Annotated in this window: 12 protein-coding genes; 9 read left to right on the top strand and 3 right to left on the bottom strand. The window is 46.8% G+C overall.

The window, feature by feature from the left end; translation table 11 throughout:
• The first annotated feature begins 137 nt into the window (after positions 1 to 137).
• The 5 genes from F3J22_RS24885 to F3J22_RS24865 are packed head-to-tail and all read left to right on the top strand — an operon-like array spanning position 138 to position 7,634.
• Complete coding sequence (locus F3J22_RS24885; RefSeq protein WP_167020624.1) at positions 138 to 3,209, top strand: TonB-dependent receptor; 3,072 nt, start codon at positions 138 to 140, stop codon at positions 3,207 to 3,209.
• Positions 3,210 to 3,227: 18 nt separating this feature from the next.
• On the top strand, positions 3,228 to 4,751 hold the full coding sequence (locus F3J22_RS24880; protein ID WP_167020623.1) for a RagB/SusD family nutrient uptake outer membrane protein: 1,524 nt from the start codon (positions 3,228 to 3,230) through the stop codon (positions 4,749 to 4,751).
• Between the two features lie 8 nt (positions 4,752 to 4,759).
• Complete coding sequence (locus tag F3J22_RS24875) at positions 4,760 to 5,680, top strand: hypothetical protein (protein ID WP_167020622.1); 921 nt, start codon at positions 4,760 to 4,762, stop codon at positions 5,678 to 5,680.
• Between the two features lie 11 nt (positions 5,681 to 5,691).
• Positions 5,692 to 6,720 carry a glycoside hydrolase family 26 protein gene (locus F3J22_RS24870; protein ID WP_167020621.1) on the top strand — a complete coding sequence of 343 codons (1,029 nt, stop codon included), beginning with the start codon at positions 5,692 to 5,694 and terminating at the stop codon, positions 6,718 to 6,720.
• Complete coding sequence (locus tag F3J22_RS24865; RefSeq protein WP_167020620.1) at positions 6,711 to 7,634, top strand: hypothetical protein; 924 nt, start codon at positions 6,711 to 6,713, stop codon at positions 7,632 to 7,634. The genes F3J22_RS24870 and F3J22_RS24865 overlap by 10 nt, the downstream gene beginning before the upstream one ends.
• 52 nt (positions 7,635 to 7,686) lie before the next feature.
• Here the strand turns inward: F3J22_RS24865 and F3J22_RS24860 are convergent, their stop codons facing one another.
• From F3J22_RS24860 to F3J22_RS24850, 3 genes are all read right to left on the bottom strand, one after another.
• Positions 7,687 to 8,352 (bottom strand): hypothetical protein, encoded by a 666-nt coding sequence (locus F3J22_RS24860; protein ID WP_167020619.1) that lies wholly within the window; start codon positions 8,350 to 8,352, stop codon positions 7,687 to 7,689.
• A gap of 56 nt (positions 8,353 to 8,408) precedes the next feature.
• Positions 8,409 to 10,082, bottom strand: coding sequence for a DUF5060 domain-containing protein (locus F3J22_RS24855; protein WP_167020618.1), 1,674 nt, complete (start codon positions 10,080 to 10,082; stop codon positions 8,409 to 8,411).
• A 66-nt stretch (positions 10,083 to 10,148) separates the two neighbouring features.
• On the bottom strand, positions 10,149 to 14,375 hold the full coding sequence (locus F3J22_RS24850; RefSeq protein WP_167020617.1) for a two-component regulator propeller domain-containing protein: 4,227 nt from the start codon (positions 14,373 to 14,375) through the stop codon (positions 10,149 to 10,151).
• Positions 14,376 to 14,649: 274 nt separating this feature from the next.
• Here F3J22_RS24850 and F3J22_RS24845 point away from each other — a divergent pair, with 274 nt between their 5' ends.
• The 4 genes from F3J22_RS24845 (at position 14,650) to F3J22_RS24830 (ending at position 20,775) form a co-directional block, all read left to right on the top strand.
• Entirely contained in the window at positions 14,650 to 15,543 is an 894-nt protein-coding gene (locus tag F3J22_RS24845) for an AraC family transcriptional regulator (protein ID WP_167020616.1), read from the top strand.
• A gap of 349 nt (positions 15,544 to 15,892) precedes the next feature.
• Positions 15,893 to 17,218, top strand: coding sequence for a patatin-like phospholipase family protein (locus tag F3J22_RS24840; RefSeq protein WP_167020615.1), 1,326 nt, complete (start codon positions 15,893 to 15,895; stop codon positions 17,216 to 17,218).
• A 44-nt stretch (positions 17,219 to 17,262) separates the two neighbouring features.
• A complete protein-coding gene (locus F3J22_RS24835) occupies positions 17,263 to 19,293 on the top strand; it encodes a hypothetical protein (RefSeq protein WP_205195551.1) in 2,031 nt (676 codons plus the stop codon).
• A gap of 9 nt (positions 19,294 to 19,302) precedes the next feature.
• Positions 19,303 to 20,775 carry a hypothetical protein gene (locus F3J22_RS24830; protein WP_167020613.1) on the top strand — a complete coding sequence of 491 codons (1,473 nt, stop codon included), beginning with the start codon at positions 19,303 to 19,305 and terminating at the stop codon, positions 20,773 to 20,775.
• Positions 20,776 to 20,782: the final 7 nt, after the last annotated feature.

The following is a 20,782-nucleotide window of genomic DNA, read 5'->3' as shown; positions in this document are numbered from 1 at the left end:
CGGCAGGTGATCATTTAGATAGATGATCAGGGAGATATCGTTTAAGGATCATAGTATGACAGAATAGCACCAAAAACGCCTTGTTAACCCGGTTATTTTTGTTGCATTATTTCTACGTTTTAAAAACTGAATGCGTTATGAAAAATTTCATTGCATGCTGTAGTGTCCTTCTGTTCCTATGCCTGCCAACTATCGTTGTAAATGCGCAACAGAAAAAAATTACAGGAAGAGTGCTCGACGACCAGGCAAAACCGCTCCCCGGAGCTACCGTGGTTGTAAAAGAAACCAAGACAGCAACCGTCAGCGACGGTGATGGAAAGTTTACGCTGAATGTTCCTGCCGGTGGGAAAACCATTATGGTCACCTATATCGGTATGCAAACAAAGGAGCTCCCCGTGACCTCACAGAACAATGTGGTGGTGAACATGCAATACGCACCCGGTAACCTCAGTAACGTGGTGGTAGTAGGCTATGGCGCCGTAAAGAAAAGTGATGTTACCGGTGCAGTGGCCACGCTGAAAGGTAGTGACCTCAACAAAACGCCTGCTTCCTCCGTAGACCAGCTGTTGCAGGGAAAAATCGCCGGTGTGCAGGTGACCACTGGCGGCGGTGCTCCCGGTGCAGGTGCTACCATCCGTATCCGCGGCGCCAGCTCCCTGAATGGTTCCAAAGACCCGCTGCTGGTAGTAGATGGCTATCCATGGGGAGATGCCGGTAACCTCAAACAGATTAACCCGGAAGATATTGAATCCATTGAAGTACTGAAAGATGCCTCCAGCGCCGCAATCTACGGTTCCAGAGGTGCCAATGGTGTGATCGTTATCACAACAAGAAAAGGAAAACAGGGCCAGAACCGTATCTCTTTCAATACCCTGCAAACGATGTCGTTCCTCGCCAATAAACCGGATGTATGGCGCGATCCGGTGGAGGATGCCACTTATTCCAATGAGGCAGCCATCAATGGTGGCGCTATTCCTTCTGATGTGCCCTATATTGGCATTTACAGGCCTGTAGGCAATGGGATGGTCTATTTTCCTTCCATCGCCGAATTACGCGGCCTGGACCCCAATAAACCAAAATGGGCCGTTAATACGGACTGGGTAAACCTGGTGTACCGTAAGCCTTACTCCCAAAACTACACCCTTACCGCTGATGGTGGTAACGAAAAAACAAAATATGCTATCTCCGGAAACTACTATAACGAACAGGGAATGGTCATCAAAAATGACTATAGTAAATACACCTCCCGCCTCAACCTGGAAGAAAAACTGACCAATGCAGTTACCGCCGGTACCAATATCATTCTCGCCTATACGAAAAATTCAGGCCAGCAACTGGGCGTAGGAAGATCACGTATCTGGCCGGTATATGATTCTACCGGTAATTATTTCCATACCAGCAATACAGACTTCGGTAACCCGATCGCACTGGCAAATCAATTGCTGAATACCGGTAAAACCACCGACTTCATGGGGAACCTGTATGTGAACTTTAAAATCACCAGCTGGTTACAGTTCCGCTCTTCCATCAATGCGAAATCAGGTAATAGTATCCAGGACCAGTACGATCCTAAAAATAGTACACAACGCGCACTGGATAATAAAGGCAGCTATGGCAGCATCGCCAACGGCAACTATTTTGACCTCCTGAACGAAAACTATTTTACCGCCACCAAAGACTTCGGCCTTCGCCATAAAGCCACCGTGGTAGCTGGTTATTCTTTCCAGAAAACAGAAAACAGGTTCAGCACCCTCACCGGACAGAACTTTGTAAATGATGTGATGCAAAACGAAAACCTGTCTACCGCAGGAACTATGCTGATCTCCAATGATCTGCAGCGCTATAGCCTGGCATCCTGGTATGGCCGTGGTAACTATTCGTATATGGACCGTTACCTGCTCACCCTCACTGCCAGGGCCGACGGATCAACGAAATTCGGCTCCAACAATAAATGGGCTTTCTTCCCTTCTGCCGCACTGGCCTGGAAAGCAGGAGAGGAACATTTTATCAAAGACATGAACCTCTTCTCAGAATTGAAATTCAGAGGTAGTTATGGCCTTACCGGTAACCAGGGTATCAGTCCCTATCAGACGCTGGACCGCTTCGGCTCCTATAAATATTTTACCGGCTCCGTATTTGAAACCGGCTTCGGGCCCGGGCTCGCAGGCGCCAACGATGAACAGGGCCGCACCATCGTTGCCGGCTTAGGCAACAACAGCCTGAAATGGGAAACGACCCGCTCCCTCGATCTGGGTGTAGACATAGGCTTCTTTGATCAACGCTTTACTTTAAGCGCAGATTATTATATCAAACGTACCAGCGACCTGCTCCGCCTCAAAACCATCGCACCGTCAGCGGGATACGACCGCCAGTGGATCAATGATGGCGAAGTCGAAAACCGTGGTATCGAACTGGGACTGAATGCCAACATCATCAACCGCGGCGACCTCACCTGGAACGTGGGTGGTATGTTTACCAAAAATACCAATAAGGTAGTGGCCATGGGAGAAAGCAACCAGGTATTTATCGGTTCGCTGTATGAATCTGTACGCCAGCAAATCAGCACCTATACCGTAGGCCAGCCGATGTATGCTTTTTATGGTTATAAGTCGGCAGGGATTATTCAAAGTCTGGATGAAGGCATTAAAGCCGGCCTTACCGGCGTAGATGCACAGCCGGGAGAGATCAAATACCTGGATATTTCCGGCCCGGACGGCAAACCGGATGGTATCGTGGATTCCTATGACCGTACTATCATCGGTAACCCTAACCCAGACTTTATCTACAGCATCAATACGAATGTAAAATACAAACAGTTCGACTTATCCCTGCAGCTCTATGGCGTGCATGGCGGTGATGTATGGGACTTCCAGAAAATGACACCCAGCAGATGGCTGCAACGCTGGACACCAGACAATCCCAGCAATGAATATCCACGCGCCAATGCTACCCGCGGCTGGAGAGCATCCGATTTCTACCTGACAGATGGCTCCTTCCTGCGCCTGCAAAACGTGACGGTTGGTTATAACCTGAAAACAGATGCCATGAAATATGTGAAGAGCATGCGTGTATACCTCTCCGGTAACAACCTGTATACCTTCACCAAATTCAATAAAGGCTTTGACCCTGAGGTAGGTGAGGCCGGTATTAATACAGGTGCATATCCAAGGCCACGCGCCGTTTCGCTGGGAGCCAACGTAGTTTTCTAATTCGTAAAAATCATCTACATGAAAAAACAAACATTCAAATATATACTGCCCGCATTATTCGGCATGACGGTATTGGGAAGTTGTGCCAAAATGCAGGAACAGCCATATGGCATGATCAACTCACAAACCTATTATAAAACGCCGGACGATGCCAGATCAGCTATTATCTACGCTTATGCTATTCTGCCGGAGGTGGGTTACTATTCCAGGGGATATTATATCACCACAGAATTACCTACGGAAAACCTTACCCAGAAAGGCGATGCGGGTGTAGGTAATTTTGAGCTGGATGAACTGCGAACTACATCTACCAATCCTGATCTGGATGATATCTGGACATACATGTACCGTGGTATTGCCCGTGCCAATGCGGTAATTGCCAATGTGCCCAAGATACCAGGTATGACAGATGCAGAACGCAATCAGATTACCGGCGAAGGATATTTCCTGCGCGCACTCCATTTCTTCAACCTCGTACGTATGTTTGGTGAAGTACCTTTACGTACGGCTACTATTGAAGATGCTTCGCAGATTCCTATTGCCAAATCAGGTTTGAAAGATATTTATAGCCTCGTTATCAGCGATCTGAAAGCTGCTGACTCACTGATCACCAGCAACCGTATCAGCGAAGGCCGCGCCAACAGGCCTGCTGCAGAAGGTTTGCTGGCAAAGGTTTACCTGCACCTGGCGTCTTCTAAAGCCTATGGCTCTCCGGGCTACGACTTCGTCACCAATGCAGACGATATGTATGCACAGGCAAAACTGTATGCAGATAAAGTAGTGAATGGCCAGACTACCTTTGGTTTTACCGGTAATCTGCCAGATATCTTCAATATAGATATTTATAAAAAAGCTGCTGTTACGGAACATATCTTTGATGCAGCAGTGGATCGCAGCGGCGACAGGGAAGGTAGCTTCTCCAAGTTGCCAAATATGTTCCTGCCGGCAGACAGGCCTATGACCATCCCTTACAACCAGTTGAAGCCAGACAGTGCCACCATTGATATTGGCCAGGGATGGGGACACTTCCGCACCGAATCTAACCTGTATTTCAGCTATGCCAATAACGACCGCAGAAAAACACAGCTGATCGTTTCACAATATACCAATGGCGGACAAACCTACCAGCTGGACATCAACAGCAGCTCACGTCCGTTTTCACGTAAATTTATTGATCCTGCACGCATAGGAGATGCTACCAGCGCCAATTCACCCATTATTCGCTATTCAGATATCCTGTTGATTTATGCAGAAGCCTGTGGGCCTACGGCAGAAGGATATGCCGCCGTGAATAAGATCAGGAGCCGTGCCGATATCGGCGACCTGCGCCCGGGGCTGGATGCAGCCGCATTCCGTAATGCTGTGATACAGGAACGTGCATGGGAGCTGGCCTTCGAAGGAAACAGGCTTTTCGACCTGCGAAGGACCAACAGTATGGAGAAAGTGCTGGTACAGCAATATGGTAAAACCATTACCAGTGGCGCTTATTTCTTCCCGATTCCTCAACGTGAACTGGATACTAATCCGCTAATGAAAAAATAAACTGATTCATGAAACATATCACATATTATTTTTGTCTGCTGGCCATACTGCTGTCGTCCTGTACCAAAGACCCTTTTGCAGGCGTTACCAGCAATGAGCGCTCTATTGAAGCCATCACATTAGGCGGCGGCCTGGTACAGGTAGGGCCGGCTAATATAGACCGCACTGCTGCAAAAGCTACCGTGAAAGTGCTGGTACAATCCGGTACAGACCTCAGCAAGGTAGTGGCGCAGATTCAGACCAGCTATAAGTCACAGATATCTCCTGCAAATGGCCAGGCGATTGATTTTACAAAGAATAACAATACCAGTAAATTCACCATCACTTCAGAGGCAGGCACTACCCGCGAGTGGACAGTAGAGATCGTACCGTTTGAAGAAACACTGCTGGGTACCTACGCCGTACAGGCGTTGGTGTTATACGGCGGTACCGGCCCCGAATATGGCGGCGGTGCAGTGATAAACCTCAAAGATAAGCCATGGGTATGGGCAGGAACAGATACGCCTGATAAGGAACTCGATAACACGATTACCTTTACTTTCAGTGGCGTTACCGCAGATGGAAAAACAACCGGTAAAGTAACCAATGCTGCCGGTGCCGACGGGGCCTATGCCAATTTCCTGTTTGCCAACCCGGCTACAGACCTTAACAGCGTATACCGCGTCATCCCCAAAGGAGAAAGTACCTGGGAACGTGACTACGTAAACAATGTGGTGACCTTTATCGATAAAGACGGAAAACGCACCAGCGGCGCTTTCCAGGGAGCCAAAACCATTGACCTGGGCAACGGCCTGAGTAAAACCATCACCGATAATTCCTTTGACTTTAACTTAAATGGTACGGACGACTGGGGTAATATCTATTCTGACCTGGACAAATTTGTAAAAAGACCACGCAGATTCTGGATAGATGTAAAAAGAAACCAGTAACCATTACCGTTATGAAAAAGATGACTTTAAATATTCTGATATTAGCCACTGCACTGGGATTTGGTGCATGCAGTAAAAGCAATCCCGGCGCCGCCACCAGCGGTGCCGGCGATACCGCGAAGGTGTCCCCGTTCCAGACAATCAACTATCTCAACAGCATCAGCGGCAAAAAAACAATCGCGGGTATCCATAACCGTGAGCCTAATGCCACGCCTGCCCGCTGGACCAACGAGATCAACGCCACCACAGGAAAGTATCCTGCATTATGGAGCGGCGACTTCCTCTTTCAACAGGATAATATCAACAACCGTCAGCTGATGATTGATGAGGCCCTGCGTGAATGGAAGAAAGGAGCCGTGATCAATATCATGTGGCATGCCTGCAACCCTGCCTATGGCGCGCCCTGCGGCTGGGACGACGGACAGGGCGTACTCAGCAGCCTGACCGACGCCCAGTGGACAGAACTCTGCACCGACGGTAGTCCGCTGAATACAAAATATAAAAACATGGTGGACGAAATCGCTACCTATCTCCAACAGCTGAAAGCGCAAGGGGTAGAAGTACTCTGGCGCCCCATGCATGAAATGAACCAGGGGAAATTCTGGTGGGGAGGCAGGCCTGGTGCCAATGGTACCGTAAAACTATACCAGTGGCTGCATAACTACCTGACCAATACCAAAGGACTCACCAACCTGATATGGGTATGGGATATCCAGGATTTCGGTTCTCTCTCCGCTGATGCGGTCAACTATAACCCGGGTGCGGCTTATTATGATATCGCGGCACTGGATGTATATGACGGTAGCGGCTATACGCAAACGAAGTACGAAACTATGTTACGCGCCGCCAAAGGCAAGCTTATCGCGATAGGGGAGTGCGACCGGCTGCCAACTGCTGCTGAGTTGAAGACACAAAGCAGCTGGGTGTTTTTTATGAGCTGGTCTGAACTGACTTTCGATAAAAATACCAATGGTGAAATACAGCAGTTATATAATGCAGATAATATCATCACCCTGGAAAAAATGCCTGGATGGAAATAGAAAAAAGGTTCCTTACATACCTGGTGGCCTGTTGCGCTACTTGCAGTATTACTACTGCAAGGGCACAGCAGGCTACTGCTTTACGGCCATATGTTATACAGGCGGAAGTTACGGGAACGGCTACACTTGGCAGTAACTCGTGGTCGGTCGCCGGCAACAGCGAAGGCGCCAACCCTAACGTGCTATCGGAGCTGAAATGGAAGCAGCAGGCGGGCATAGGCGCCGGCATGAACGTAATGGCATATCCGCTGCGCCATTGGTTGCTGTATGTCAGCTACCTGCGAACAGGCACTGTCAGCGGCACCGCTACCGATAACGACTATGCCGGTGATAACAGAACACGTATTACCTATAGCGGCCATTTCGCCGCTAATCACGGTTATATGGATGAGGTGTATACCGGTATTGGTTATACGTTTTTACTGAAGAAATTAGTGCTGACTGCTACGGGCGGCTATACCGCCACTGCGCAACTCAATTACCTGCTGCCTGCGGATGCCGCTACTCCTGCGGATTTATCTTCTACCTATAAAAATACCTGGAAAGGTGTTGCTGTGGGTGTTTTTGCCAATATCTCCCTGGAGAAAAAATTACAGCTGATACCTGGTATAGCGTATTACCAGCAGCGATATTATGCTGCCGGTAACTGGAATCTTATTTCTGCATTCAGCCACCCGCTTAGTTTTGCGCATAACGCTAACGGATATGGTATACGCTTTCAGCTCCAGGGCCGATATGCCTGTAATCATATGTTTGGTGTGCTGGCAGGTGCTACCTGGCATTATGCCGCTACGGGTCATGGTGCTGAAACCCTGTACCTGAAAGAAGGCGGCACTGCGGGTACCCGCATGAATGCTGCCTATACGGAAGCACTTAATTTGCGTGCAGGCATTTATGTTAGCTGCGGAAAATAAAAAGGGTGCACCGCAATGGATGCACCCTCCGGGCCCTAAGATACGTGATTGATTAAAAAGTTGTCATGCTGTACATTTCAATCTGCTGGCCGGTATTGCTGGAACCACCGTACCAGTGATTGGTACCAACAAAGTAATACCAGTTGTTATAGTAGGTACCGCTGTTGTTGGTTAATGTAAATTTGTAAGTGCCATCGACATAAAAATCTACCTGGTGTACATTGCTGCTCTTTGCCTGGCATTTAAAGGTATGGTAACCATTGTCGTTGGTAGAGATCGTCTGATAGATATATGCGCCGCCCCCTTGCAGATAGCCTTTCAGCGTATTGTCGTTAAGGGTTTTTACAAATCCCATCTCATTACCATTCCATTGTGATACGTTGTCGCAAAGGAATACAGCCTGCTCGCTGGCGCTGCTGCTGGCATTGCTGCCACCTTTGAAACAACCATAGAATTGAAGTCCGGTGGCATTCTGGCCACCATTCTGCTGTGCGGCGTCGATGTCGCTGCTGCAATTGCCAACAGGAACACAGATACCATCACTGCCTGAAATCAGGTAAGGCTTGCCATTACAGGTGCCCCACAGACTGAAAGCACTTTGAGGGACTGCTGCACGTGGCATCGTTTTGTTGTTGCCACTGTCTGCGGCAACATCTTTTTTACAGCTCATGGTAGCTAACAATAAAAACGCTGCTACGGCGGAGAGGATTCTTTTCATAACTGGTAGTGTTTTGTGGAATAATGAAAAATTATAGGATAGAAGAGGGCCCGTTGTTATTTTTTGGGTGAAAAAATATAGATCATTGCTTCGTGAGACGCTACCACCGCGCTATTCAGCCGTATGTTTTCCCCTTCCTGCACAAAAGGCTGCTGCTGCCACTGACTGCTGGCAGGTGAAAACGCTTTCAGACTGTACCCGGATGGTAAGGACAAACTAAAGGTTGCCTGCTGTTGTGTAGCTGTATTATTCAACGCATATACGAAATAAGTCTGCCCGCACTTTAATGCATACGTTTCCAGGAGTGGCGAGTGTATACGAAGCTTTTCAAAATTTCCTTTGCCGGCCTGCAACATCTGCTGGTTGATCATACTTACATTTTTCAGATAAGGGGTTAGGTGCAGGTCGTCGAAGAGCTCCCACCACCACGACATAGGCAATACCGGCGTAGGACTGAATAGCCCGTACCAGAGTCCGCGTTTATAGTCATAGCTTGCTGCTGTGGCGTATTTTGGGTCCTGGTCTTCCCACCGGTATCCGAATTCGCCCACCACATATGGCTTTCCATAGGTCGCTATATAATCAGGGTAGATGTCGGGTATTTTTTCCGTGTGTTTGTAAATATGTTTCTGGTTGAAATCGATATACGGGATACTATTCAGTCCCACAATATCACGGTGTGAAATACTCGTACTTACCAGGTGTTTGTATGGGTCTATGTCTTTCAGGTAGCGGCTCATTTCCAAATGCCATTGGGTAATGGTAGCCGGTGGTATCAGCAAACTATCCTGCTGGGTGAAGGCGGCATTATCTACTTCATTAAAAAATTCCCATACAGCTATATTGGTGCTGTACCCCCACCTGGCAACGATATAGCGCAGTTTATTTTTGTATTGCTCCTGTGCCTGCATGCTGGTGAAATATTCCGCCGGTGTTGCTGCAGGCCCCCCGTTGGCCTTGTTGTAAGCACTATGCTTCCAGCCGCCATGTTCCATCAGATGACCATGCCAGTCGAGGGTAAGCATGAAATACAAATGCAGCGAATCGCAAAGGTTCACCAGTTCGTCCATGCGTTGTATGGCTGCCGGATTAAAATATTCAGTGGAGGCGGTATATCGTTTTGTATTGCGTGGCTGTTTCCATTCCAGGGGCAGGTTCCAGTAGCACATCCAGGTGCGGAAGAAGTTGGCGCCGTTCCTTGCCAGCGTTGGCAACAGGTAATCATAACTCCATTTGTCGTCTTCAAAATTCCTGGATTCCCAGGCAACGTTTTCACCCAATCCCCTGAATAGTTCGCCATTATCGAAACGAAATGTCCATAAGTCGTTTTTATGCAGAAATCCTTTACGGTGACTATCTGCCGCAACAAAGGAAGCCTCGCCGCTGCTGACGGTATCTGTGCTGGTTAACAGTTCAAAATGGTAGGTATACTGTCCTTTTTCCTGGGGTGTAAACCTCGCCTTCCACTGTTTGCTGGCAACATCGTAGTAGGCCGGCAATACAATAGGCTTGCCTGACGGGGAGCTGAGCAGCAGGTCCAGCTTTACCTGTCGCTGATCGTAAGGATTGTTGTAGGTGGCGGTAAGGTCAATATTCCACTCCGTCTTTTCGTATAGTCGTGGGGTACTGGTAGTAAGCAATACCCTGTTAATCTTCGTTGAGTCGTGGCCGTAAGCCATGGATACCAATGGCAACAGCAAACAAAGGATGGCAGTAATCGATTTTTTCATCTTACCAAAGGTAGCCGGGAGGCGGCTCTCTGGTTAATGCTCAAATGATGAATTATAATGCTTATTCTATGTCCTGACTTTCTTTTTCCTGTTGAGATATTCTTTAGGGCCCACACCATATTGCCTGATAAAACATTTGTCGAAGTAGGAATGGCTGTTAAAGCCTACTTCGAAGGCTATCTGGTTAATCGTCATATTTTCTTCCAGCAGTAACTGCAAGCCTTTACGGAGGCGGATGGCCTTAATAAACTCATGTACTGTTTGCCCGGTCAGGTTTTTTACTTTGTTATAGAGCAGGCTTCTGCTCACAAACAAGCCTTTGGCAATCGTTTTGGCATCCAGTTCCTGGTTGCCCAGCTGATCTTCGATCATCAGGATCAGCTGCTGTAAAAAGTCCTGGTCTGTTTCCGACAACTGCTGCATATCCGGAGATAACGGCATATCGCTGAAGATCTGCTCACGTAAACGCCTGTACGTACTGTCCTGCTTCTGTAGCTGCGCCATCAGTACCTGTGCCAGCACGGCTGCGTTGAGGGGTTTGGTAAGGTAGGCATCGGCGCCTGCTTCGTAGCCGCTGGCCTGCATTTCGCCGGTATCCTGGCTGGTAAGTATGATAACGGGGATATGGCTGGTAGCGGTAGTTGTTTTGATCTCCTTACAGAATTGAATACCGTTGATGCCCGGCATCAGCAGATCGGTGATAATGGCGGCAGGCAGTACCTGCTGTGCCAGCGCAATGCCACTGCTGCCATCGGCGGCTTCAAATATTTCGAATACCTCAGATAGTAGCAGGCGCAGGTAATCGCGCATATCTTTGTTGTCTTCCACCACCAGGATCTTTCTGCCGCGGAATTGTATAAACCTGTCCGTATTCAACTGCTGCCAGGTGTCTGCTGGTGTGGCTGTTGCCTGGGCAATGCTGATGTCAGCAGTGGCAGGTGCCGCTGCTGTAGGGATACACAGCGAAAATGCCGTTCCTTTCCCCGGTGCGCTGGATACCTGTATCGTGCCATGGTTGGCCTCCAGGAAGTCTTTCACGATGACCAGTCCAAGCCCGGTACCTTTCTCTCCGGCAGTACCTCTGCTCACCATATTTTTATCTACATCAAATAAATGTGCCAGCATATGTTCATTCATACCGATGCCGGTATCGATGATGTCCAGGTAGATGTAATCCGCTTCCTGCCTGCTTTTAACAGTTACGCTGCCGCCATAGTCCGTGAATTTGATACTGTTGGAAAGCAGGTTTCTGATAATAACATCCATCATCTGCCTGTCTGCAAATATCCAATGGTCCTGTGTCTGGTCTACCAGGTGTATATGTTTGTTGGTAGAATGATTTTCCAGGAGCGCGGCATTATTATGAATGATGGTAGCCAGGTTGCAGGCTTCAGGATGTAATTGCCGTTGTTTCGACTGCGACATGGACCAGCTCAGCAGATTTACAAGCAGCTCAAATACATGTGCAGATGAGGCGTGCATGTTTTTCAGGTACTGACGTAGGTCAGGACCTTCAATGGAAGGCATATGATTGTACAAATAACCCGACAGCTCTTTTAGCGCCGCCACAGGGTTTTTCAGGTCATGGGCCAGAATGGAAAAGAAGTAGTCTTTGGATTTATTTAATTTCTCCAGCTGGGAAACAGCAATTTCCAGGTCTTTATTCTGATCAGAAATCTGTAATTGCTGTTCCAGAATTTTATCTGTCTGTCTTACAATTTCTTCATAGGAGATTTCCAGCTTTTCTTTTTGCGAGGATATTTTATCATGCTGTTCCAGCAGGGAAGTATGACTTTCCAGTAACTTTTGGGTTTGTCTTTTAACCTCTTCCTTCAACAGGCGGTTTCTCTTTTTTACATTGGCAACGCGCCAGTAAAATATACTGATGATAGCAATGACCACTAACAGGAACGACAATACGTAAAACCACCAGGTCTGCCACCAGTAAGGAAGAATATGTATGACAAGCGGTTTCGCCGGAGGCAGCCAGTTGCCATATATATCTGTATACCGTACCTGCAGGTGGTAATGGCCGGGGGGAAGATGTGCAAAGGATATCTTGCGTTCATCTACTACGTCTATCCAGTCGTTAAAATAGCCTTCCAGTTTATAGCTGTATTTTATTTTTTCCGGCGCATAGAGGTTGATGGCTGCAAAGGCAATGGTAAAGAAGGATTGCTTTTGCGTTAGTGTAATCGTGTCCGTTAGGAACAGGCTGCGGCTTAAAGCGCTGTTGGTACGGCCGGGGCGTTGCTGCTCACCGAAAATAGACAGGTCCTTGAAATAGAAGTAGGCTGGCGCCGGCGTAGCGGCAATGCTACCTGGGCGAAAGGTGCTGAACCCTTTAGGGCCGCCGAAGTATAACTGCCCGTTACTGGCTTTCAGCGCGGCTTTCTGGAAGAAGGTCTGCTGCGGTAATCCGTCATTTTTATCATAACGGATAATTTTCCCGGTGGCCGGCTGTAAGCAAATCAGCCCTTCATTAGTGCCCATCCAGAGGTTTTGCTGGTCGTCGCAGGCGATAGATTTCATGGAAACGGGTAGGGGATACCTGGCGTTGTAATGGACGAAGTGCCCGGTGGTTTCTTCGTACCTGTCCAGCCCCTGCTCCGTAACAATCCAGATGTTTCCCTGCTGATCGCTGGTAACCATATTGACAGAATTGCTGTTGATGCTGTTGCTGTCGTTGTTATGCTGAAATTGATGGAATGTTTTCCTGTCGTAGCAGAAAATACCGCTGTAGGTACTGATCCAGATGCGTTGCCTGGCGTCTTTATACAGGTGGTTGACCCATGCGGGTAATTGCATATTGAAGGGGTACCTGTTGTTATTTTTATAATGGGTAAATATTTTGTTTTGCAGATTTAATACGCAGATGCCTTCACCATGTGTGCCGATCCAGAGCAGACTATCGTCGGCCAGAATGGTTTTTACATCGTTGTTGATCAGCGACTGGTTATTGGCGGGGTCGTGGAGGTATTTTGTTTTTTTGCCGGTGGCCGGATCGTATTGGATCAGGCCATCCGCCCAGGTAGCTACCCAGAGGTTGCCGGAGGCATCTTCCTGGATATCATTGACAGCGAGGTTTCCATAAAGCGGGGAGGGGGCAATGGCGCCGGCCTTATCAGGGTCGTAGCTGAGGAGGCCATTGCCGGCAGTGCCGATCCAGATTTTATGGCGCCTGTCTTCATGAAGCGCGGTGACCACGGTGGTGTTGAGTCCTGGCAATGCGGCCGTATGTCCGAGGGCGTTAGTAAATATGTTTTTATTGTTGTTGGTGCTGAAGATGCCGTTGCCGGCAGATGCAAACCAGGTGTTGCCGAAATTGTCTTCGGTGACAGCCGTAATGGTATTGAGTTCCGGTTGCCCGTTATTTTGTGATTTGCCGTTAAAAGTCCGTGGCTGAAGGGTTCCCGCTGCCACGGTGGCTATTTGCTTTCTTCCTATACCAATCCAGATCGTGCCGGCTTTATCTTCATACAGGCAACGGATATTGCTATGGCCTGCATCCTGGCCCCCGGGGATATTGTCGAAGCTGGCCAGTTGTTTTCCTGCCCCGTCCAAAACGGTGATGCCTCTGTCTTCCGTGCCCACCCATATACGTTGCTGCCTGTCCGACAGTATACACTGAATTTTATTACTTGCCAGCAGGTGTGGTTGCTGTGCTGTATTTCTGAAGTATTGAAAATCGCGGTTGCGGGTATTGAACCGTATCACGCCTTTATTGAATGTGCCAGCCCAGATGGTATGCTCCTGGCCTTTTGTCAGGCAGAAGATGATGTTTTCGGGGCCCTGTCCTGGCAGCCAGTCCGCCTGCATGGTGGCCGTATTGAAATGGCACAGACCATTGGAAGTACCCAGCCATAGCTGCTGCATGTCATCTTCCAAAATGGCGTTGACAGGGATTTTATCATTGCTTTTGTTGAGCGGGATACGCCGGAAAACATCCAGGGCAGGATCGTATACATGCAGTCCGTCTATGGTGCCCACCCAAAGATGGTGCTGGCTGTCTTCATAGATGGAATGCACAATGTTGTTGTTCAGGGTCAGACTATCCTGCTCGTTGTGGAGGTATTTGGTGATCGTATAGCCGTCCCATCTGAACAGGCCATCAAAAGATGCCAGCCATAAAAAACCGCGGGAATCATAATAGATCTTCTGATAGTCGTTGGTAGGAAGACCATTATCAGTAGAGATATTATAGAAGTTATAGTTGGCCGACTGCGGTACTGCTACCTGGTAACTGGTCAGTAACAGCAGCAGGAGTATTTTAATTCTTACATATGCTGGCATACAGGCACGGATTCGTATTATTTCACGACGTGGAACAACATTGGTTGATAAAAAATTACTGCCGGATAAATCTTTCCAAATATATCTATGACAGGGATCTCATTAAAATATATTTTTAATATATATGTATTTAGATGATTGATATGTGATTTTTTATTTGTCTTTTAAAATCTGGACTATATTTCAAGAACCCTGCACTGTAAATCAAAGGGAAAGCGGCTGCACTTAATAATATTGAAACGGTACAACAAACAAGCTACAAAAAATGAATTCCATGTTTAACGATCGTTTCCTGTTTAAGAAAGTAATGAGGGAGATAACACCATTAGGGGCACATGATTGTTTCTCTATTTTTTCGCGTCGTAAGCGTTCTTTTTCTTTTCCCCTGCATTCGCATGAGGAAATGGAGTTGAACCTGATCATTGGCGGAAAGGGGATTCAGCGGATTGTAGGCGACCATATCGGGCATATAGCAGATGTGGAGTTGGTGCTGATCGGGCCGAACCTGCCCCATGGCTGGTTTACGGAAAGGGACCATGACGAAGACGTGCTGGAGGTAACTGTACAGTTTCATAAGGATTTGTTTTCCCAGAATTTCCTGGAGAAGGACCAGCTGCGCTCCATCCGGAAATTGCTGGAGCTGGCAGGACGCGGCCTTGCCTTTGCACCACAGGTGGCCACGCAGGTAAAGCAGCGGATCATAGACCTGGAAAAACTGAGTGGCTTTGATTCGTTCATACAGCTGTTATCCCTGTTGCACGATTTATCTACTGCCAGGAACAATACCCTGCTCTCTGACGCTACTTTCAGCCGTGGTACCGTTACACACGAAAGCCAGCGGCTGGAGAAGGCTTTCGAATTTATGACACGCCGGTACGGCAGCCAGATAGGCTTATCAGAAATAGCACGGATTGTAAACATGTCTGAAGCCTCATTCAGCCGCTTTATAAAAGCACAGACCGGCTTCACCTTTACAGAAAACCTCATGGAAATCAGGCTGGGTAACGTAACCCGTATGCTGATCTCCACACAGCTAACCATTGCAGAAATTGCCTACCATTGCGGGTTTAATAATATGGCGAATTTTAATAAACTGTTTAAGCGCAGGAAAGGTTGTACACCGAAAGAATTTAAGATGAATTATAACAGGCAGCTGGTGCTGGTATAGATAGTTATAGTTATGCAGGTAACCGCTGTATGGCCTTGTGTTCATACAGCGGTTACTATTATTGTACCTGGTATCAGGCCAGGTTGGATATTACCCGGTAAGTTGTATTTGCATTTCCATTTTTTTTAATAATTTAGGCTTCAATTAATAGCGACCAAGGATCATGGTGTGAAACTGTAACCTGATTTTATACTGTAGAAATATTCCGCGATGTTGAAATAATGCAGCATGAGCCCCGACAATCAAAGATTCAGTGTGTTGTGTTGATCCCCGGATAATAGTGTTATTATCTTCTTTGTGATGCCAACGATATTTCAAATCTTGTTTTTGTCCTATAAATAGATCTGCTATGCCTAAAAAACTTGGATTATCCCTTTCCGGTGGTGGTTACCGCGCCGCAGCATTTCATCTTGGTACCCTTAAAAAGCTGGATGAGATGCAAATTCTCAATAGGGTAGAGGTGTTGTCTACCATTTCAGGTGGTTCTATCACGGGTGCTGCCTGGTGCCTGCATAAGGGGGATTTCCCATCTTTTCACGAGGAGATGAAGGAAAAGCTTCGCACAAAATGTGTGATCGGCCATATCCTGCAGTCGTTTATTTTTATTCGTACATTATTATTCCTGGTACTATTTATCGGGGGGAGTTTTTGTCTGACGCTTACCGCTTATTCCTGGTTATGCTTCCCGGTACTGGCGCTGTTTTTTATACTGCTTTATTTTTTCCAGTATCTTATATTCCCGGTAAGTCAGGCTGTTGAAAAGGCGTACGATGCCTTTTTTTATCATGGCCAGACGCTGAAAGATATACTGCCAGGTAAGCCAATAATTGCTATCGGCTCGTCGAACCTACATACCGGGCGTCCTTTTACTTTTTCCCAGTATAAGATGTCTGACTCGGCCTATGAATTTGAGAAGGATTTTAAACCGCCGGTGTATTTCAAACATGAAATGTTCCCGGTATCAAGGGCTGTTACGGCCTCCAGCTGTGTGCCTTTTGCCTTCTCACCTGTATTTATTGATACTGCTTTTTTTAAAAATCCGGAAGATAGTAAACGGGTACGCCCGGCGTTGGTAGATGGCGGCGTATACGATAATCAGGGTATTCATAAACTGACCCAGAACAAAAGCAGTTATGAATGCGAGACAATTATTACGTCAGATGCCGGTGGTAATTTTAAGGCAGATAAAAAATATCCGAATGTGTTGTCATTACTCCTGCGTACTGTCGACCTGTTTATGTACCGTATCAAAGCTTCCCAGATGCAGCAGAATATCTACAGGAATGTGGGTGGGGCAGCAAAACCTATTGCCTACTATTCTTTAGGCTGGAAGCTGGATGAAATTATTCCCGGTTTTGTAAATAACCTGATAGCAGGTAATATACTGCCTGCAGTGGTCGATGCACATGACTTAGATCCGGCGTGGCTGACTGATCCTACAACTTATGCCAACGAAATCCGCAGCAGTCTGGAACAAAAAACAAACTATGCGCTGATAAAAGAACGAGACTTATCAGCCGAAGAATGGCAACTGGCAAGAAGTGTAGGTACTAATCTTACTGCCTTGTCTGCCAGAAAAATTGATTGTCTGATCAGGCAGGCAGAAAACCTCACGGAGTTACAAATAAAATTATACTGTCCGGCGCTGATCAGTTATTCTTATAGCATGAGTTAAATAATTCTTTACCTGTACTGTATTGTAAGCGTAAAATAATGATGATGAATATTCCCCGACCCCCATACCGTAAATTACGTGGATATGCGTTTGATCCTGCCTTTTCACAACAGGCAGATACAGCAGATTTTAATGAAATAGTTTATAAAATACCCTGGGAGAACTTATCTGCTAAGCCCGGGAATAAGGCTGATGCGGGAAGTGCGCAGGGCCCCGGACCAGTTGGAGAGTACATAGAAGTTGTTGACTTCGATCCTACCACTAAACAATTCTATCAGCCGGTAGATTTAAATGATCCGTATTTGCTGGCGCAGGATGGATTGCCGCCAAGTGAGAGTAATCCGCAGTTTCATCAGCAGATGGTGTATGCAGTTGCAATGACGACGATCAGGAATTTTGAACGTGCACTTGGCCGGAAAGTCATCTGGGCGCCCAGAAGAAAAAATGGGTTGCAGGACATGGAATATGTACAGCGACTGAGAATATATCCACATGCACTGCGGGCTGCTAATGCCTATTATAGCCCGGTTAAGAAAGCATTGCTTTTTGGTTATTTCTCTGCAATGCCGGCGGATAACTCGTTACAGATGCCGGGATCCCTGGTGTTTACCTGCCTTAGCCATGATATTATTGCACATGAAACCACACATGCTATCCTGGATGGGATGCACCGGCAATACAACCTGCCTACCAATCCTGACGTGCTGGCCTTTCATGAAGCCTTTGCAGATATCGTAGCGCTGTTCCAGCATTTTAGTTTTCCGGAGGTATTAAAAAAACAACTGGCAGATACCAAAGGAGACCTGGCAGCACAGAATTCATTAGGCAAGCTCGCCCAGCAATTCGGTATGGCCGTTGGAAATTATGGAAGCTTGCGTGATGCCATCGGTTATACAGATGAAGCAGGCGTATGGCATCCCAAAAAGCCGGAGGTTGATGAGTACCGCACCATAATGGAACCCCATGCCCGCGGCAGCATACTGGTGGCAGCAATATTTGAAGCATTTATAAATATTTATAAAAAACAGGTCGCTGATTTATTACGTATTGCCACCAATGGTACAGGCATACTGCCACAGGGAGAGCTTCATCCGGACCTGGTAAACCGCCTCGCTGCAGAGGCAGCGAAAATTGCCAACCAGGTACTGCAAATGTGTATCCGGGCACTTGATTATTGTCCGCCGGTAGATATCACCTTCGGCGATTTTTTACGCGCCATCATAACGGCTGATATCGACCTGGTCGCGGATGATAACAGGAACTACCGGCTGTTCTTTATTGATGCATTCAGGCGCAGAGGCATTTATCCGGATGGTATCAAAAATCTAAGCGTTGATAGCTTGCGCCATTCCTTCAGACCATTTACCGATGATACTTTGCCAGGCTTGCTTAAAATCCTGGCTGATTTCCTGAGAGAATTCAGGGCCGACCTGATGTATGAGACTGACAGGAAGGAAATCTATTTAAGAACAAAAGGTTATATGGGGAAGTCTTATGACAAAAAAGATGAACGACATAAAAATCAGCTACCCTTACATGAACGCCTGGGTATTAAATTTGAAGGTTCTTCGGCATTTGAAAAATTAACAGGCCTCATATTTAACAATGGCTGGGAAAATTTGGGTATACGGACTTCCACAGTTTATGGTACGCGACAGCCTTCCTTTTATGTGCAGAACCTGAGATTAATTTCGCGGATAGGCCCGGATGGTAACCAGATCAATCAGATTATCTTTTCCATCATTCAACGGTCAGGGGTTTTACTGGACAGCGACGGAAACTTCAACGGTACCTATAAACGCACTGATGAAGGTACTACTCCTGAAAACGGATTCGAGCTGTATGGTGGATGCACCCTTATTTTTGACCTGGACACACTACAGCTCAAGTACGTTATCAGCAAACCGCTGCTGGATATGGAACTACTGGAACGTGGCGACAGGAAGATAGACCGTAAAAGAGTAGAAAGTCAACATCAATTTAAAGCAGATGCTTCCCTGAACATGACAAATGGTTTTTTTGGTGATACTATTGACCTTTTGTCGGAGCCATTTGCATTTTTACATCAACATTAACTTATAGTTATGCCAAAGAAAATAAGTGTTACAGTAAGAATGTATCGGATGGGTACCGGAGATTGCTTTATCCTGAAGTTTTTTGAAGGGAAGAAGGAAAAGTATAAAATGATGATTGATTGCGGTACCTGGTTAGGAAGTAAGGAGAAGCTGACGGAATATATCCAAGATTTGAAAGCCTACGTAGATAATCATATCGATGTACTGGTGGTAACGCATGAACACAAAGACCATGTATACGGATTCGATGTTTGCCGGGAATTATTGACAAAGGATTTTGAGATAGACCGGATCTGGATGGGGTGGACGGAAGATGATAAGAGTGCTAAAGTAAAGAAATGGCAAAAAGACTTTGGTGACAAGAAGAAAGCGCTGGCGATAGCCACCAATGAGCTTCAGCTGCTGATCAATGACCCACAGTATGCAGAAACAATGAAGAAGGAATATGATGGTAAGAATAGCCTTTCCTTGCGCCAGGGATTTGTTGCTTCCCTGAATCAGCTAAATGAATTACATAATGATATCAAAGAGGGAAATTATGTGGGTGGTTTGGCCGGTATGAAAGTAGTAAAAGATGAAATTGCTAAAAATAATATTGACTACTTAGGCCCGGGGGATATCATTGATATGGCACCGGATTTAGAAGGGATTAAAATATATGTGCTGGGACCGCCTCAAAATTGGGAAAAGGAAATAAATGTACAGACAGGGGGCAAAGGAGAATCATATGACCACAATAAAGAGTTGGATGAAGATGATGCTTTTGCTGCTGCTGTACATGCCATCAGCAACCCGGATACCTTCACGCAACCCTTTGATGCCGTATTTATCGCTGACAATAATGCTGCATTTACTACTGAGCTTTATGATAATCCGGCAGAAGCGTGGCGGAAAATAGATACCGAATGGTTAAATGCTGCAGGTGGCATGGCTTTAAGGATCAATAGTATCACCAATAACCTGAGCCTTGCATTGGCCATAGAATTTGAAGATAGCGGGAAGGTGATGCTTTTTCCCGGTGATGCTGAATATGGCAGCTGGGCCAGCTGGCATAACATTCCATGGGAAGTGCCCTGCAGGAATGGTAAACCACATTTTACGGAAGATTTGCTGAGTCGTACGGTTTTCTATAAGGTAGCCCACCACCTTAGTCATAACGGTACTGCCGAGCGGTTGGGAATGGATATGATGACACATCCCGACCTGGCAGCCATGGCAACGCTGGATTATACAATTATCAGCAAGCCCTGGAAAAATACAATGCCCAACAGTGCCCTGCTGAAAGACTTACTTACCAAAACCAAAGGTAGACTGATGGTTATGAACGAAGAAGGGTTGTACGCTGACCCCGGGAATAAAGTGCCGCTCACTGATAAACTGGCAGAGGCAAGGAAAAGGATGAGCAAGAAGGAACGGCAGGACTTTGAAAAGAATTATCTAAATCGTAAGCTATACCTGCAATATACTGTAGATCTTTTCTGATTTAAAA

The organism is Chitinophaga sp. Cy-1792, assembly GCF_011752935.1.
Taxonomy (GTDB): Bacteria; Bacteroidota; Bacteroidia; order Chitinophagales; family Chitinophagaceae; genus Chitinophaga.
This window is presented reverse-complemented; position numbering and strand designations above follow the sequence as displayed.

Excerpts from the sequence above, each read along its gene's own strand:
- F3J22_RS24885 (WP_167020624.1), top strand. The coding sequence starts at position 138 with ATGAAAAATTTCATTGCATGCTGTAGTGTCCTTCTGTTCCTATGCCTG.
- F3J22_RS24880 (WP_167020623.1), top strand. The coding sequence starts at position 3,228 with ATGAAAAAACAAACATTCAAATATATACTGCCCGCATTATTCGGCATG.
- F3J22_RS24875 (WP_167020622.1), top strand. The coding sequence starts at position 4,760 with ATGAAACATATCACATATTATTTTTGTCTGCTGGCCATACTGCTGTCG.
- F3J22_RS24870 (WP_167020621.1), top strand. The coding sequence starts at position 5,692 with ATGAAAAAGATGACTTTAAATATTCTGATATTAGCCACTGCACTGGGA.
- F3J22_RS24865 (WP_167020620.1), top strand. The coding sequence starts at position 6,711 with ATGGAAATAGAAAAAAGGTTCCTTACATACCTGGTGGCCTGTTGCGCT.
- F3J22_RS24860 (WP_167020619.1), bottom strand. The coding sequence starts at position 8,352 with ATGAAAAGAATCCTCTCCGCCGTAGCAGCGTTTTTATTGTTAGCTACC.
- F3J22_RS24855 (WP_167020618.1), bottom strand. The coding sequence starts at position 10,082 with ATGAAAAAATCGATTACTGCCATCCTTTGTTTGCTGTTGCCATTGGTA.
- F3J22_RS24850 (WP_167020617.1), bottom strand. The coding sequence starts at position 14,375 with ATGCCAGCATATGTAAGAATTAAAATACTCCTGCTGCTGTTACTGACC.
- F3J22_RS24845 (WP_167020616.1), top strand. The coding sequence starts at position 14,650 with ATGTTTAACGATCGTTTCCTGTTTAAGAAAGTAATGAGGGAGATAACA.
- F3J22_RS24840 (WP_167020615.1), top strand. The coding sequence starts at position 15,893 with ATGCCTAAAAAACTTGGATTATCCCTTTCCGGTGGTGGTTACCGCGCC.
- F3J22_RS24835 (WP_205195551.1), top strand. The coding sequence starts at position 17,263 with ATGAATATTCCCCGACCCCCATACCGTAAATTACGTGGATATGCGTTT.
- F3J22_RS24830 (WP_167020613.1), top strand. The coding sequence starts at position 19,303 with ATGCCAAAGAAAATAAGTGTTACAGTAAGAATGTATCGGATGGGTACC.